This window comes from Pullulanibacillus sp. KACC 23026, from assembly GCF_029094525.1.
Taxonomy (GTDB): domain Bacteria; phylum Bacillota; class Bacilli; order Bacillales; family Sporolactobacillaceae; genus KACC-23026.
This window is the reverse complement of the sequence record NZ_CP119107.1, coordinates 1,313,687-1,329,466: the sequence shown is the minus strand read 5'-3', so window position 1 is coordinate 1,329,466 and position 15,780 is coordinate 1,313,687. Positions and strand designations below refer to the sequence as shown.

The following is a 15,780-nucleotide window of genomic DNA, read 5'->3' as shown; positions in this document are numbered from 1 at the left end:
TCCATTTCCTTTTTTATACATGCCAACATAGCTTTTCCAGCATAAAAAGCCCCAGAAAGCTTATTGTGCTCGAAACCGAAACTGATGAATCGTGTCGACGCCTCCCGTTACATCAATCACCGATCCCGATATCATGACGGAATTCTCTTCACATAAGAAGGCTATTAGCCGCGCGACATCTTCTCCCGTTGCTGAGCGGCCAAAAGGAGTGTTAGACTCCTCTTCCGCTTCTGCTTGAGCGATCGATGCCTCTTTCATGTCACCCACTATAACCCCTGGACAAACCATATTGGCGGTTATCCCATATTCACTTTCTTCTAGTGCCAATGTTCGTGTAAAAGAAACCAGGCCTGTTTTGACTGCAGCAAATGGACCTCGATACATCCACCCTGGAGCCCGGTCCGCTTCCTGAAACCCATATGTAATCCAACGGCCAAATCGCTGCTCTCTCATAATCGGTACCACCTGTTTGGCCAAGCGAAACACAGACGTCAAGTTACCGTTTAGAAGATAGGTCCACTCTTCTTCGCTGTAATCCACTATTTTCTTTCTCTCAAAAACAAACGGTCCAGCATTATTTAGGCAGCAATCAATACGGCCAAATCGCTGCTTAGCAGAGCGGACTAACGCGTCCACAGCCTTCTCATCCGTCACATCTCCTTGGATGAATTGAAGCCGTTCTTTCAAATGAATCCATTTTGCCCTTAAGGACGCAACCGATTCATCCTCAGACCGATAGTTAACCGTTACCGAGTATCCCTTTTGCAAAAAATGCTCCGTCACTTGTCGTCCAATCCCCTTTGTCCCAGCTGTTATGAGAGCATGACGCCTCATGGTTAAGTTCCTCCTCCCGTCTTTGTTGTTCGTTTACTTATTTATTTAATTCATGAACAATATGACGAATTTCAGGGAGAATCAGCCGAGTTAATCCTAAACGGACCGCCCCTGTCGACCCCGGCAAGGAGAACAGGGCTTTTCCATTCACAACACCGGCAATCGCACGACTGAGCATCGCACCTGTTCCAATATCTTCCGTAAAACTTAAATAACGAAAAAGCTCACCGAAACCTGGCAATTCTTTTTCGAGTAGTGCTTCTACCGCTTCATAAGTGACATCACGCTTGGCAATACCCGTACCCCCATTTATAATAATCGCCTCGACCTTTGGCTGAACCATTAAGTTTTCAATAGTCTTTTTAATAACGCTTTGTTCATCTTTTATAAGTTGATAACTTTCAATTTGATGTTCAGCTGCTTTCACGGCTTCTATTAAAAATTGACCGCTCTTGTCTGTTTCTTGTGTACGGGTGTCACTAACGGTAATAATTCCAAAACCAATCGATTGAACCCCTTGATTTTGCCTAGCTTGTACTGACATACTGTCTCTCCTTAGATCGTCCATAGCTCCCAAAACGAGAGCTTTTTAGTTAGATTTTGAGGATTGGTAGTCCTTAAACCAATTCTGAATTTCTAATAGCATGGAAGAAAAAGCTTCTTTATTTGAAAAGCTTGGAAGTTGAGCGAGTAAGGCTTGCTTCGGCTTTTGTACACCTTCCCCTTGTTTCTGAAGGATTAATAGACTTCGGCCTTGTGAATCCGTCTTAAAAAGGGAGCTCGGCAGTTGCAGAAAACCTAATATAACCGCTTCTTCTTGAATCAACTGATTTAAACGGTGACGCTCATCTTCCTGGAAAAGCGTGTTCGGAACCATCATGATGGCATAACCGCCTGGTTTTAAATAAGTTAAGTGCTGTTCAATCATCAGATGGTGACTAAATGGCTGCTCGGATTCTTGAGCCACCTTAAATGATTGAGCCTGTTGCTTGTCCGGGTAGTAACCCACTGGAAGATCACTGACCACTAAATCAGCCGGATCAATTAAGAGCGGGCGGAACGCATCTTGACGAAAAAGTTCCAACGTTGTCTGCTGAAGATTGGCGTTTGTCATAGCAAGCCGAATCATAAGATCATCCACATCCACCCCTATCCCGTGAGCCGGAGTTTTCAGTTGATTTAAAACGGCTGTTATAAGATTCGCTGACCCGACAGCCAGATCCAATACCGTGATAACACTTTCTTGTTTAAAGTTTAGTAATTGGGCTAAATACCCCATAAATAAAGAAACCGTATCTGGTGTCACATGATGATGGGCCTGATCGGTTGATTTTAGACCTTTGAGGACAGACAATTGAAAAGCCCGGCGAATCGACTCTTTTGTAAAAGTTCCTGACCAAAACGGATCGAGACTGGCCAATAACGTTTTTTCGAATGTCTCTGGAATTTCTTGGTCCGTAATATAAGGGCCAACCTGTATAAGACTCTCCAGATAAGATTGCGATTCAGCTTCAGCCAAATATTGAACACTCTGATCTAATGCGGAAAATAAACGTGTTACTTCTGTTTCAAGAACCATAAATACCTTCCCTCCTTTCGCTATAATACCATATTAAAAGGGACCAGACTCCTAATCTGCCCCCTAGTCCTTTTAGTTATAAATGTCATCCTGATTTCCTTGTAAGCCGCCTCCTCCGTTTCCTTTACTTCCCGTTCCTTTGTTTTTCATCAACTGCTGAATTTTATCAATGGCTTGAGGAGCAAGATCCATCATTTTTTCAAAGAGATGAGTACTGTTATCAAGATGGATCATTTGAATGCCTTTAGGACCTGCAATAAGAAAAGCAATTGGAGTAATGGATACCCCTCCGCCGCTGCCTCCTCCAAACGGTAAGGAATCGCCGCCTCCACTACTGTCGCTTTCTTGATCTTTTTGACCTTCTTGCGACTTAGAGCCTTTAAAATTGCTTCCACCGGCAGCGAAGCCAAATCCAACCTTTGAAACAGTCAAGATCACATGACCATCTGGGGTTTCAATCGGTTCGCCGATAATGGTGTTGACATCAGTCATTTCTTGCAAACTCTCAAGCGCTGTCTTCATGAGTCCTTGAATAGGATGTTCCCCCATGGAGCAACTGCCTCCTTTTAAACTGCTTTCGTATCCAAATTGCTTGCCTTATAGCCTTTCCCAATCGAAAAGAAATCATGCATGACAGATGGGTTTCAAAGTGCCATTCATTAAAAAGAGGCAAAATATTATAATAGGGAGATTCCAAATACATAAAGGATTGAACTACCCCAAGAAGAGTTGATTTGAGCGCCCAGCAGACCCCAATGGCAATAGCAGTCTGATCTGCTTGATGACACCCAACAGACGTTTCCCAATTAAAGTCTTTTATTTTTAAGAGCGGGGATTTTTTTTTTCTCTTTCCCATAATGTCCAAAATGCTTTTAAAATTACTATAGAGATGCGTTAACTGATCTTTGTTCAGTGTCTTCTCTTGCTCTTCAGTTATGGAGGTTTTATTTTGGATCGTCAACTCGATCGGGTCCTCATCGATGTGAACATCAGGGATTGAAAAATGGAAGACTTTCCATTTCCATATGTAAACAAACCCTTCTAAGTGTCCGTCAAGGTCTTCAACATCTGCTTTCAACTTAATTTTTATTAATAGGAAATTAAGTATAATCATCACTACTAACAGTACAAGAAGGATACCTACTACCCATTTCAGCCAAAGCATGCTCTCCCTCACTCCTATTGTTCACAGTATAGGATGTTAAGAGACAATTAATACTATCCCCTTGCAAGCAAATGCAATTTATAGTCTCGGCATGGGTTTTTGATTTTTTCAGTGTCTCGACTGACCATCTATTCCTTTATTGATTGTGGTTGACTTGCCTGACCATAGACTCCTCTCTTTCATCTTTGAGGGATAACTAAACGATTCCATTAGACGAAAAAGACGACTCAAAAATTCAAAAGCTGAATTCGAGTCGCCTTTTTTTAATTGAGCAAGATCACTAAATTATAAAACAAGCGTTTTTCAGTGGTCCCATTTTTTCAATCGAGGTTTTTTCTTTCAAAGACCGTTTCGCCACCGATGACCGTCCTAACAACTTTTACAGATGGAATGGCTTCCTGGTCGATTTCAAATAGGTCGTGATCTAAAATCGTAAAGTCGGCGAGATAACCGGGATGGATTTGGCCCATTTGGTGTTCTTGATTGACCGCATAGGCGCTCCCTGTTGTATATAATTCAACAGCTTGTCTGATCGAGAGCTTTTGAGAAGGAAAGTAACCTTCATCTGTCTCATTTGGCCGCTTACGAGCGACGGCTGCATAGATTCCGAGTAATGGGTCCGCCTTTTCAATAGGCGCATCTGAACCGCCTGCACAAGGGATGCCTTCCTCGATTAACGTCTTCCAAGCATACGCATCCTTCATTCTGTCTTCTCCAAGCCGCTCTATTACCCATGGGAAATCAGACAAAACAAAGGTAGGTTGAATATCAAGGATGGCCCCCGTCTTCTTCATTCTTTTTCGCAAATCAGGTGGTACCAATTGTCCATGAATCAGACGATCTCTCATCGCCGTCTGATTAGGATGAGCCTCAATGGCCGAAAGAGCGGTGTCAAAAGCTTGATCGCCAATAGCATGAATCGCAACGGGCATCTGTTTATCCCTTGCTTTTTTCACCCAGTCTTTGAGCTGTTCAGGGGTATGAATCGCAACCCCCATTGTCTCAGGGGCATCCTGATAAGGACGTCTTAACCAAGCCGTCCTTCCTCCATAAGCCCCATCAGCAAACAGCTTCATGGCGCCAAAAGAGAGATCTCCCATGACCGCTAAAGGCTTTACTCCATTTTCATCCATCTCATCAAGGACTTCATGATGAACAAGCAGATGGGTTCGAAAATGACGACTCTTAAGTATTGTTTGATACGCTTCAAAAGGCTTTTTTAACTTCCCATAGTAGGCAAGATCTTCTGTATGGCCCCCAACTAATCCAAGGGAGATTAAGTGATCCATGGCACGGTGGCCTGCTTGAACCAGCTTTTCAAGAGAAACTTCCGGCATCGCTTGAGCAATCAAGTTTTGAGCTTGATCAAGCAACAGTCCAGTTGGTTCACCGTTATCATCTCTCACGATGACGCCACCAGGTGGGTCAGGTGTTTCAGCATGAATGCCGGCTTTGGACAAAGCGAGGGAATTCACTAGGACCGCATGATGGCAAATTCTCGTTAAACTCATTGGGTGATGAGGGGAAATAGCATCCAACTCATGTTTATGAAAAATTTTTCTGTCCGGCCAACGATTTTCATTCCAGCCTTCTCCAATAATCCATTCTCCAAGCGGTGTTTTTTGCGCTTCAAAATTTAAGCTTTCTTTCATTTCAGCTGAAGAGCGTGCGGTTGAAAGATCAAGACGAGCCAATTGAAGTCCCAGTCCCATTAAATGCAAATGGCTATCTACAAACCCCGGATAGATAGTAAACGGCCTGACATCTTGAATTTTCTGAATTCGATCAGAAAATGTCTCCCGCAAATCCGCAACGGATCCTACCGCCTCAATTCGTCCATTGTCAACAAACACCGCTTCTTGTATGTCATTCTGTCTGTCCATTGTGCGTACGCGCCCTAACCAAAGTGTTCCCATAGATTTCTCAAGCCCCTCCCTAACCATTAAAAAGTCGAGCAGGCGCAGCCATTACTGACTACGCCTCTCACAAAAACTGAACGTGCGGACTCCATTCGCAATAAATTACTGAGCGTTTTTGAATTCGCGATCTCTAAGCTCAATTCTGCGGATTTTACCAGAAGTTGTTTTTGGAAGATCCTCGACAAACTCAATCTTTCGCGGGTATTTATAGGGTGCGGTTAATTCCTTGACATGATCTTGAAGTTCTTTGACTAATGAAAGGTCATTTTGATCCTCTGGATGACGCAACACCACATAAGCCTTTACTACATTGCCGCGATCAGGATCTGGGCTCGCGACAACTGCACATTCTTTTACCTTTGGATGTTTGACAAGCGCATCCTCTACTTCGAATGGCCCGATAGTATATCCGGAACTGATAATAATATCATCGCGGCGTCCATCAAACCAAAAATAGCCATCTTTATCTTTTTTAGCACGGTCACCCGTTATATAGTAATTTCCTCTATAAGAGGCAGCCGTCCTTTCTTCGTCTTTGTAATAATACTTGAAAAGAGCTGGCGTGCTTCGATGAACGGCAATGTCCCCGACTTCGCCTACATCTGCTGCATCCCCGTCTTCAGTGATAATTTCTACACGATTTCCCGGGGTTGGCTTGCCCATCGAACCCGGGCGTGCTTCCATGCCGACTTGTGTACACACTAGGAGCGTATTTTCAGTTTGCCCATATCCATCTCGTACTGAGACGTTAAATAATTTCTCGAATGTCTCAATCACTTCTCTATTTAAGGGCTCACCTGCCGATACCGCACTTCTTAATGAAGACAGATTAAATGTCTCCAGCCCATCCTCTTTCGCCATAAGACGGTATTCAGTTGGTGTGCAGCAAAGCACATTTATTTTATTATTTTGAAGCAATTCTAAATACTTCCCGGCTGAAAAAGGGCCATTATAGACAAAACCTGTGGCTCCTGAGCCTAAAACAGAAAGGAAGGGTGACCATAACCATTTCGCCCAGCCGGGTCCTGCGGTTGCCCAAACAAGATCATCCTCTTGAATATCCAACCAGCTTTTGGAGGCTGTCCGAATGTGGGCATAAGCCCAGCTATGTGTGTGAACAACGCCTTTAGGATTACCAGTCGTCCCAGAAGTATAGGCTAGAAAGGCCATATCATCTTTTGATGTATCTGCTGCTATGAAATGGGTTGAGTTCCCCTCAACAACCGTATCATAAGTCAACCAACTTGAGGAAGGAGCATTCCCAACTGCAATCTTATATTGAACCGTTTCATGTTCAGCTTGGTCAATTCGATCGGTCAATTGATCTTGCACTACCACTGCAAGCGCCTCTGAATGGTTTAAGCGATAAGATAAATCTTTTGGCCTTAACATTTCAGAGGTTGGCACAATCACAAGCCCTGCTTTTAATGCAGCAACATAAACCACATATGTCGTAATGGATCGCGGCATCATCACAAGAATGCGATCACCTTGTTTTAGGCCTAATTTAGTCAGGCCATTGGCAAAAGCATTGGCTCTTTCCATGAGTTCAAAATATGTAAGTGTGAAGGTTGTTCCATCCATATTTTCAAATTTAAGTGCTAACTTAGAAGAATTTTGCGCATATTTTTCAATCTCAGAGGTGAAATTATATCGGGCTGGCGCAATCAAAGACTCCATACTCAACTCCCCTTCCTTAAGCGTTTTCTTTTTCCTTCTTATTATACAAGAGGGGTGAAGGTTTTGAAAGAAAGGATCGTCAGAAAAAACAAGCAATTTATTGGTAAAAAACCCAATAAAAATAGAGAGGTGACCAGAGCCACCTCTCCATAGCCAAATTCTATTTAATTTAGAAATGACCACCAAGTTGTTGCTGAGCAGTTGCAACAAGGCGTTTCGTAATTTCTCCACCAACAGAACCGTTAGCGCGAGAAGTGGTATCAGCGCCAAGCTGTACACCAAATTCTTGAGCAATTTCTTGCTTCATTTGGTCAATTGCTTGCTCTGCACCTGCTACGAGGATTTGATTGCTGTTGTTATCAGCCATTGAGTATCACCTCCTTGTGTACTTATATCATCTGTAATAAAGGAGGATTCCATGCAAATATCCAATTGGTAATTATTTCTTACAAAAAAAGCCCGTTGATTAACGGACTTTTTCCAAAGCACTATTTAAAATAAATCCTCAAGGTCTAGCTCATCTTTTCGAAGATCAAGTGTTTCAATCCCTGCAACCGCCTCCGCCACTAGTGCTTCAATATCTAAATCGGCCTCGAACAAAGCGGCTTTTTCACGACTTGGCTTTGTTTTAGGGGCTTTTGGAAGAAAGATCGTACAACAATCTTCATAAGGACGAATCGAAATATCATACGTGTCAATTTCCTGGGCAATAGCAATGATATCGACTTTATCCTCCGAAATAAGCGGGCGCAGGACCGGATAATTGGTCACTTCATTGATCGTGTGCATACTGCTAAGCGTTTGACTGGCAACCTGGCCTAAGCTTTCACCTGTTGCGAGAGCTAATGCGCCTCTTTCCGATGCCCACTTTTCCGCTATTCTGAGCATCATTCGCCTCATTAAGGTAATCGCATAATTGGCAGGTGCTTTTTCATGAATCGCCAACTGTGCTTTCGTAAAAGGCACAACATGAAGCTTGAACTCGCCACCGATTTCCTTCAAACGTCGACTGAGATCAATCACTTTTTGTTTCGCGCGTTCACTTGTGTAAGGGGGACTATGAAAATGAATGCCTTCGAGGACGGCGCCTCGCTTTAACAATTGAAATCCCGCAACAGGACTGTCAATTCCACCTGAAAGCATTAAAAGGATTTTCCCTCCCGTTCCCACAGGCATTCCACCAGGTCCCTTAATGGCTTTTCCAAAAATGTTAACATAATAAGGCTTCACTTCAACTTTTATATCCACATCAGGGTTATGGACGTCAACCTTAAGGCCGTCCCTATTTTCGAGCAAATATCCCCCAAGCTCGTTATTAATCTCATAGGCTGGATAAGGAAACTGCTTATCTTTTCGACGCGCTGAAATTTTAAAGGTTTGAATACTCGAGTCGCCTTCGATTAATCGAAGGGCGCCTTCTTTCATCGCATCCAAGGACTTTTCAACTTGAATACCAGCTCGAATCACATGAATCCCAAAAACATATTTCAAGGCATGAAGAATAGCTTCGTGATCATGTCCATTCAACCTTATATTAATATGGTCAAAATGTTTTTCTAGTTCTATATTTTGAAAAGGCTGAAGCTGTTTTTTTACGGTACGAAACAAAGTATCATAAAATCCCTTTTTATTCTTACCTTTAAGTGACAACTCGCCATATCTTAAGCTTAAAATGTCATAATTCATGGTTTTCCTCCCATAACACGTCTTAGCTCTTCCACTTTTTGATGAAACACATTTAGAAAAGTTTCAATCTCTTCATCGGTTGTTTCGAATGAGAGGCTAATTCGAATGGCTGATTCCGCCTCTTTTTCTGGAATTCCTGTGCCCAACAAGACACGGCTTGCTCCTTCACTTTTTGAAGAACACGCTGACTTTGTTGAAATATAAATCTCCTCTTGATCAAGTGCATGAATTAACACTTCTGCTTTAATGCCATGTACCGATAAGCTGAGAATGTGCGGGGCTCCGTCTTGAGGCGTGTTTATCGTTACAAAGGTTGACTTCTCAAGATCCGATCTTAATTTCCCCATCAAACGTTTCATTCGAGGAATCCCTTTCTCCATCTTCTCAAGCGATAGCCGCAGTGCTTTAACCAAGGCTACATTTCCCGGAAGGTTTTCTGTACCAGAACGGAGCTCTCCCTCTTGACCTCCACCTGCAAATAGGGGAGCAAGTTTCACCCCGTTTCTTATATATAAAAGGCCTGTCCCTTTTGGTCCGTGGATTTTATGTCCAGACATCGTGCATAAGTCAATTTGAGCTTTCTTAAAATGAAGCGGTACTTTTGTGAGGCCCTGAACATGGTCCACATGAAATAGAATTTTAGGATAATGGCTCAAACATGAACCGATCTGTTCCACATCTTGAATACTGCCCGTTTCATTGTTGACATGAAGAAGAGAGACGAGAATCGTATCCGGTCGAATAGCTTCTTTCAATTGCTCAATATCTACTTTGCCAGAACGATCGACGTCTAAGTAAGTCACATCATAGCCAATCGATTCGAGTTGCTTAAAAGCTTCAAAGCTCGCCGCATGTTCGACCGATGTCGTGATCAAATGCTTTCCACGTTGCCGATAATAAAAGGCCGTCCCCTTTATAGCAAGATTGTTACCTTCTGTTCCCCCAGAAGTAAAAACAAGCTCTCGATCCTCCACTTGAAGCAATCGTGCTGCCTGTTCACGTGTTTTTTTCAGGAGTTCTTCCGATTGACCGCCTAGCTTATGAATGGAGGAAGGATTGGCAAAAAAGGAATCCGCTACTTTAAGATAGGTCTCCAGTACCTCTGGATACACTCGAGTTGTAGCACTGTTATCAAGATAAATCATGAGTGTCCCTCCTCTTTTTCGTCTACAAATTTTTATCTTATACTCATATGGTTGCAAAAACAAGTAAAGAAAACAAGGCTCGCACCAAGCTTTAGGCGAAGGCAGCAAAGCTTGTTTCCCTTATACTTAGTTCCCAAACATTTTTTTAACGTATAAAAAAGACGTTCCCAAAAGAAGCCGCCTCTACCTTTTACACCTTTCCGTTTGGATGAGATGTTTCTAAAGAGGTCAGTGCTCGGGATCGTCTCTTGTGACACTAACTAATATGTTCTTCCTTGACGATTTGGAATTTCTTTAAAGCACCTGGATCAATTTTGTTTATAGCACTCGCTGCAATCTCAACAGATTCTCCGTAATTATAGCTTCTGAAAGCCGCTTCTGCTTCTTTAAGTTCTTCATCAAGCCTAGGATTTTGACGACGATACCGGTTTCCGTATTGAATCAATTGTTCCGTAAAATTAGCCGAGTCCACCATTTCTAGTGTCTTATCATGGACCAAGTCCATTTGTGCCTCAGATTCCTCTAAAAGCTGAAGAATCGTCTCCATGGCTAAAGGCTTTTCATCTAATCGGTCCCGGACTTCCGATAATAACTCATCTGAATCCTCAATCAAGGAAACATAAGTCTGAGGAATCCCTGGCAAATTGCTTTTTTGTACCAGACGCTTAGCTTCATTAAGTCTTTGTTTAAGCTTCTGAAGGCTTTCTTTAGCAGCTAATTCATCATGTCTAAGATGATGTAATTTTTCAAGATAGGCTTCCGTTTTCGAGTGCACATCTTTTAAATGCCCTCTCATATCCTCTACCTTCTCAAATAAAATACTAAAGGCCTGCTTATTTTCAGAAAAGACGATGTCCACTTCTTCAAACTCTTTTTGCAGCTCTTCAAAAACCGCATCCAAGCTGTCACGCGTTTTAAAATCTTCCTCATCTAATAGATAACTCTTCTTAACTTCTTCTGTTTCTTGATTCATCATCTCAATTTTCCCGGCAACAATGGTTAAATCATGTCTAAATGAAGGAACTTCCTTTATAAGGGCATGTCGAACTTCCACTTCTTTTTCTAGCTGTGTATAAATCCATTCTAATTGCTCGAAGCTTTCCGCAAGACCTTCTTTGACTTCTTTAAAAGAAGCATTCTCTAACGCCGTCTCGTAAACAATGAGATGGTTTTGGAGTTCATTTATAAAGGTTTCAATCTCCAAGTGATCTAACACATAGCCTTTTTCCGTCATCTCAGCAAGTCCGGCTTCAAGTTCTTTGATCCGATTAGGGAGAATGATCTTGATATCTTTATAATACTTAGGGACATCGAGGAGGTCTGCCTCAAGGTGATCCAATTGTTCCATAACATCGGTAAGAATCTCTCGGCCTAAAATGACATTTCCCTGCGATGTTTCAAGGTCATATTTTTCTAGTTTTTCTTCGAGTTCTTTAAGCTCATTTTCAAAATAACCAATGGCTTTTTTAAAATCACCGCGCCTGGTGATTAAGGTTTTCTTCACGTCATGATAACGCTCTTTTATTGGAATAATATTCTTCTTATTTTGCGCTTCGCTTTCAACAACAACATTTAAGTCCTCAAGCATATGACCGATCTTTAATTCGGTTTCATTAAGCTTTTCATCGACTGTTGCCAGGACCTCACGTGCCTTCTTGAATCGATATTTATCCGCGCACTCCTCCGCTTCAAAGAGAGCCTCTTCAACATTTGGGAGATGAAGAGTAATAATTTCATCCCAATCACGGCGCCATTCTTCAAATTTCTTTTCAGTTTCCCCGCCCATAGTCATTTTTTTTACCTTAGAGATTTCATCCGTAATCGGTCGATTCATAACACTTATTTTCCAATTAGCGTAGCGATCAACATCCTTATATATTTTTCGTCTCATAAAGGCACCATACCCAACAATCAGGGCAATGACGATGATAAGTCCAACAATCACATAAAACAACATTCATGTTCCCCCAATCTATCGGGATCCGTATTTCGTCAAACATTTGTCGACAGAACACGACAAAATCGCCGTTTACTCTTAAAAAATTCATGAAAAAAATATCAAAATAAATAAAATTATGCAGTCTTTATCATACCATGGATTTACCAGTTTTGGACACCACTTTTATAAAAATTTGATGAGTGTTTTATAAAGCATCTCGGGATCCTTTTATTTGAAGTTAAACACAAAAAAATTTCAGATATGAGGATAGGAAAATTTCCGTTCGCCAAACCAAGGATGGGGCATGCGTATTGAAGGCTCCAAATCGAGGCGGTGCGCGGTGCCGAAGCGTGGGATGGAGGCAAAAGTGTGCGTTGGGGCTCCATCACACAAAAACAGAGCGTGTGTGGGGCCAAACGTGTGCGTTGGAGACTCCATCACACAAAATCGGGGCCGGTGCGGGGCCAGACGTGCGCGTTGGGGGCCCCATCACACAAAATCGGGGCTGATGCGGGGCCAAACGTGTGCGTTGAAGGCTCCATCACACAAAATCGGGGCTGATGCGGGGCCAAACGTGTGTGATGGGGCCTCCATCACACAAAATCGGGGCCGGTGCAAGGCCAAACGTGTGCGTTGGGGCCTCCATCACACAAAATCGGGGCCGGTGCAAGGCCAAACGTGTGCGTTGGGGCCTCCATCACACAAAAACAGAGCGTGTGCAGGGCCAAACGTGTGCGTTGGGGCCTCCATCACACAAAAACAGAGCGTGTGCAGGGCCAAACGTGTGCGTTGGAGGCCCCATCACACAAAAACAGAGCCTGTGCAGGACCAAACGTGTGCGTTGGGGGCCCCATCACACAAAATCGGGGCCTGTGCAGGACCAAACGTGTGCGTTGAAGGCTCCATCACACAAAAACAGAGCCTGTGCAGGACCAAACGTGTGTGATGGGGCCTCCATCACACAAAATCGGGGCCGGTGCGGGACCAAACGTGTGCGTTGGGGCCTCCATCACACAAAAACAGAGCGTGTGCAGGGCCAAACGTGTGCGATGAAGCCTCCAATACACAAAAACAGAGCCTGTGCAGGGCCAAACGTGTGTGATGGGGCCTCCATCACACAAAATCGGGGCCGGTGCAAGGCCAAACGTGTGCGTTGGGGCCTCCATCACACAAAATCGGGGCCGGTGCGGGGCCAAACGTGTGCGATGAAGCCTCCAATACACAAAAACAGAGCGTGTGCAGGGCCAAACGTGTGCGTTGGGGCCTCCATCACACAAAACCGGGGCCGGTGCAGGGCCAAACGTGCGCGTTGGAGGCTCCATCACACAAAACAGAGCGTGTGATGGGGCCTCCATTAACTAAAACAGGGCTTAGGTGGAGAACAAGCCAAGTTTGCCCACCATATTAAGCGAGTTGTGAGTCAATATGGTGGGCATGACTCCCTTGCCCACCATTTTCAGCGGGATCTAAGGCCAATATGGTGGGCATGACTCCCTTACCCACTAAATTCAACGAGTTGTGAGCCAATATGGTGGGCAAGGGATGAGGCGTGCGCAGAGCCACCCAAAGTGTGTGTTGCAAGCCCCCCCCACCCCCATACACTTATAACCCCAAATTAAAAGGACACCTCAATCGGTGCCCTTTTTTTTCATATGATGAGCTTTGGCTTGCGGGTTGCTGTCGCATCAAGTCCTCTGACCCAGAGTCTGACATGCTTTATATAATGAGATAAAAAAGTCGATTGGGTGGGTTGTAAGCCGTATACTTTTCGAATGTATTGAGGCTGACTGTACGGCAACATGACCATATCACGAAATTGCATGATTAAAAAATCCAAGGAATAATGAGGGTCGAGACCGACTAATCCGACTTGTTGGAAAATGGCCTCCAATAAATACTTCTCTTTCATAAGATACGTTGTCATAATCTCACGTGTCAGCATCGAATCTAATGTGATTTCGCGAAAAACAAATCTTGCCATGTAAAAATGATGGGCCTGATAAACTAATAAGCATTCGGCTAATTGAACGATATCATCGAGGAAGATCACAGACGCCTCTCTCTTTTTCAAAAAAGCTTCTATTTCTAAAATATATCCATTTAAGAAATGCTCCATCAATTGTTCGAGCAAGGCTTTCTTACCACCAAAATAATAAGAAATAAGTGCCACATTCACTCCAGCTTCCGATGCAATCGCCCTTACTGAAGTTCCGTCATACCCATACATATGAAAAAGACGACTAGCTGCATCCAGAACAGCCTGCCTTGAATCTTTTCGTTTCTCCATTGTTCTCACCACCTTAAAAAGCCAAGTCTAGTCTATAATCTACGTTTTCTATACCTTTATTAAATTTCCTTTAATAACTTCTCGACAAATAACGTGAAACCAAGCTCATTTTTTGCTACACTTATACTATTTAAATCGAAAGCAGGTGGATTTTGATGTTTTCTGTCACCAAGTATAATGGAACCATTGAAGAACAGTATGAACAAGTCAATAAACAGCTTAAGGCATTAATAGAGGATGAACCGAATCAAATCGCCAATCTAGCCAATACAGCTGCCTTACTAGCCCAATTCTTAGAAAATATAAATTGGGTGGGATTTTACTTATATGATGGCAAAGAATTAGTATTAGGTCCTTTTCAAGGGCTGCCGGCCTGCATTCGCATCCCGATTGGAAAAGGAGTTTGCGGGACTGCTGCCGAAAAAGGTCAAACCATTCGTGTTGAAGATGTCAATCACTTTCAGGGTCACATTGCCTGCGATGCCGCTTCACAATCCGAAATTGTGATTCCAATTAAGAAAAAAGGAGCTCTTATCGGTGTATTAGATATCGACAGTCCTTCTACAAAACGTTTCTCTGAAGCGGACCAAAAGGGACTCGAACAGCTCGTTGCTACGCTAACGGAACAGCTCTAATTCCCCGTCTTTATGCACTTGCTGCGGTCAGCAATCCCCGATCTAGGAACCTGAGACTAGGCAAACAAGGATGATAAAGATTCAGGCAACAGGTTGACTTTAAGATAAGTTATGCCTATAATGGAGTTTGTGTAAAATGAGACAGCGTACGAATTCCCTTTATAGGCCCTATTTTGTTCCTTTATGCATATAAAGGTGCATCGCGTAACCTCTTCTGTCGGGTGAAGGTGCATAAAACAAAATATCCTACTTAAAGGATCGCACATGTCATTTTATACGATAAAATGACAAAGGAGGAGTCATAACCATGGCTCGATATACTGGTCCAAGTTGGAAACAATCTCGCCGTCTTGGTATTTCTTTAAGCGGAACGGGAAAAGAAATTGAAAAACGCCCATATGCACCAGGGCAACACGGTCCAAACCAACGTCGCAAACTGTCTGAATACGGTTTGCAACAACAAGAAAAACAAAAGCTTCGTTTTATGTACGGAGTGAACGAGCGTCAATTCCGTCGCATTTTTGATGATGCTGGTAAAATGAAAGGTGTTCACGGTGAAAACTTCATGATTTTACTTGAATCTCGCCTTGATAACCTCGTTTACCGTATGGGTCTTGCCCGTACACGTCGTCAAGCTCGTCAGCTTGTAAATCATGGTCACATCCTAGTTGGCGGACAACGCGTTGATATTCCTTCCTATCGCGTTAAGCCAGGTGAAGTCATTGGTGTAAGAGAAAAATCTCGCAACCTTGACATCATCAAAGAAGCTATTGAAACCAACAACTACATTCCTGAATATGTGACTTTTGATGAGAATACACTTGAGGGAACTTATACTCGTTTCCCTGAGCGTTCAGAGCTTCCTGCTGAAATCACAGAAGCGTTGATCGTCGAATTCTATTCTCGTTAAT

The 15,780-nt window shown here is 43.1% G+C and carries 14 protein-coding genes; 2 read left to right on the top strand and 12 right to left on the bottom strand.

The features are described 5' to 3' along the window. Window positions 1–60: 60 nt before the first annotated feature. From PU629_RS05830 to refZ, 12 genes are all read right to left on the bottom strand, one after another. Window positions 61–834, bottom strand: coding sequence for an SDR family oxidoreductase (locus PU629_RS05830; protein ID WP_275283348.1), 774 nt, complete (start codon window positions 832–834; stop codon window positions 61–63). Between the two features lie 37 nt (window positions 835–871). Then, on the bottom strand, window positions 872–1,378 hold the full coding sequence (locus tag PU629_RS05825; protein WP_275283347.1) for a MogA/MoaB family molybdenum cofactor biosynthesis protein: 507 nt from the start codon (window positions 1,376–1,378) through the stop codon (window positions 872–874). A 45-nt stretch (window positions 1,379–1,423) separates the two neighbouring features. After that, window positions 1,424–2,413, bottom strand: coding sequence for a class I SAM-dependent methyltransferase (locus tag PU629_RS05820; RefSeq protein WP_275283346.1), 990 nt, complete (start codon window positions 2,411–2,413; stop codon window positions 1,424–1,426). A 72-nt stretch (window positions 2,414–2,485) separates the two neighbouring features. After that, window positions 2,486–2,962: a GerW family sporulation protein gene (gene ytfJ, locus PU629_RS05815; RefSeq protein WP_275283345.1), complete on the bottom strand. Its 477-nt coding sequence runs from the start codon at window positions 2,960–2,962 to the stop codon at window positions 2,486–2,488. Then, the gene (locus tag PU629_RS05810) at window positions 2,919–3,578 is read right to left on the bottom strand and encodes a DUF2953 domain-containing protein (protein WP_275283344.1); all 660 of its coding nucleotides are present in this window, start codon (window positions 3,576–3,578) and stop codon (window positions 2,919–2,921) included. Before PU629_RS05810 ends, ytfJ begins: the two co-directional genes overlap by 44 nt. Before the next feature lie 320 nt (window positions 3,579–3,898). Further along, on the bottom strand, window positions 3,899–5,494 hold the full coding sequence (locus PU629_RS05805) for an amidohydrolase (RefSeq protein WP_275283343.1): 1,596 nt from the start codon (window positions 5,492–5,494) through the stop codon (window positions 3,899–3,901). A gap of 105 nt (window positions 5,495–5,599) precedes the next feature. Next, window positions 5,600–7,183, bottom strand: coding sequence for an acyl-CoA synthetase MbcS (gene mbcS, locus PU629_RS05800; RefSeq protein WP_275283342.1), 1,584 nt, complete (start codon window positions 7,181–7,183; stop codon window positions 5,600–5,602). 163 nt (window positions 7,184–7,346) lie between these two features. Further along, the gene (locus tag PU629_RS05795) at window positions 7,347–7,544 is read right to left on the bottom strand and encodes an alpha/beta-type small acid-soluble spore protein (RefSeq protein ID WP_275283341.1); all 198 of its coding nucleotides are present in this window, start codon (window positions 7,542–7,544) and stop codon (window positions 7,347–7,349) included. Between the two features lie 125 nt (window positions 7,545–7,669). After that, on the bottom strand, window positions 7,670–8,863 hold the full coding sequence (thiI, locus tag PU629_RS05790) for a tRNA uracil 4-sulfurtransferase ThiI (protein WP_275283340.1): 1,194 nt from the start codon (window positions 8,861–8,863) through the stop codon (window positions 7,670–7,672). Then, window positions 8,860–10,008, bottom strand: coding sequence for a cysteine desulfurase family protein (locus PU629_RS05785; protein WP_275283339.1), 1,149 nt, complete (start codon window positions 10,006–10,008; stop codon window positions 8,860–8,862). Before PU629_RS05785 ends, thiI begins: the two co-directional genes overlap by 4 nt. 256 nt (window positions 10,009–10,264) lie before the next feature. Continuing rightward, complete coding sequence (gene ezrA / locus PU629_RS05780) at window positions 10,265–11,965, bottom strand: septation ring formation regulator EzrA (protein WP_275283338.1); 1,701 nt, start codon at window positions 11,963–11,965, stop codon at window positions 10,265–10,267. 1,630 nt (window positions 11,966–13,595) lie between these two features. Further along, window positions 13,596–14,234, bottom strand: coding sequence for a forespore capture DNA-binding protein RefZ (gene refZ / locus PU629_RS05775; protein WP_275283337.1), 639 nt, complete (start codon window positions 14,232–14,234; stop codon window positions 13,596–13,598). Between the two features lie 155 nt (window positions 14,235–14,389). Between refZ and PU629_RS05770 the strand changes: the two genes are divergently transcribed. Further along, complete coding sequence (locus PU629_RS05770) at window positions 14,390–14,869, top strand: GAF domain-containing protein (protein ID WP_275283336.1); 480 nt, start codon at window positions 14,390–14,392, stop codon at window positions 14,867–14,869. Between the two features lie 307 nt (window positions 14,870–15,176). Next, window positions 15,177–15,779: a 30S ribosomal protein S4 gene (rpsD, locus tag PU629_RS05765; protein WP_275283335.1), complete on the top strand. Its 603-nt coding sequence runs from the start codon at window positions 15,177–15,179 to the stop codon at window positions 15,777–15,779. The last annotated feature ends 1 nt before the right edge of the window (window position 15,780 follow it).

Coding starts and splice junctions, on each gene's coding strand:
- PU629_RS05830 (WP_275283348.1), bottom strand. CDS start 834: ATGAGGCGTCATGCTCTCATAACAGCTGGGACAAAGGGGATTGGACGA.
- PU629_RS05825 (WP_275283347.1), bottom strand. CDS start 1,378: ATGTCAGTACAAGCTAGGCAAAATCAAGGGGTTCAATCGATTGGTTTT.
- PU629_RS05820 (WP_275283346.1), bottom strand. CDS start 2,413: ATGGTTCTTGAAACAGAAGTAACACGTTTATTTTCCGCATTAGATCAG.
- ytfJ (WP_275283345.1), bottom strand. CDS start 2,962: ATGGGGGAACATCCTATTCAAGGACTCATGAAGACAGCGCTTGAGAGT.
- PU629_RS05810 (WP_275283344.1), bottom strand. CDS start 3,578: ATGCTTTGGCTGAAATGGGTAGTAGGTATCCTTCTTGTACTGTTAGTA.
- PU629_RS05805 (WP_275283343.1), bottom strand. CDS start 5,494: ATGGGAACACTTTGGTTAGGGCGCGTACGCACAATGGACAGACAGAAT.
- PU629_RS05795 (WP_275283341.1), bottom strand. CDS start 7,544: ATGGCTGATAACAACAGCAATCAAATCCTCGTAGCAGGTGCAGAGCAA.
- thiI (WP_275283340.1), bottom strand. CDS start 8,863: ATGAATTATGACATTTTAAGCTTAAGATATGGCGAGTTGTCACTTAAA.
- PU629_RS05785 (WP_275283339.1), bottom strand. CDS start 10,008: ATGATTTATCTTGATAACAGTGCTACAACTCGAGTGTATCCAGAGGTA.
- ezrA (WP_275283338.1), bottom strand. CDS start 11,965: ATGTTGTTTTATGTGATTGTTGGACTTATCATCGTCATTGCCCTGATT.
- refZ (WP_275283337.1), bottom strand. CDS start 14,234: ATGGAGAAACGAAAAGATTCAAGGCAGGCTGTTCTGGATGCAGCTAGT.
- PU629_RS05770 (WP_275283336.1), top strand. CDS start 14,390: ATGTTTTCTGTCACCAAGTATAATGGAACCATTGAAGAACAGTATGAA.
- rpsD (WP_275283335.1), top strand. CDS start 15,177: ATGGCTCGATATACTGGTCCAAGTTGGAAACAATCTCGCCGTCTTGGT.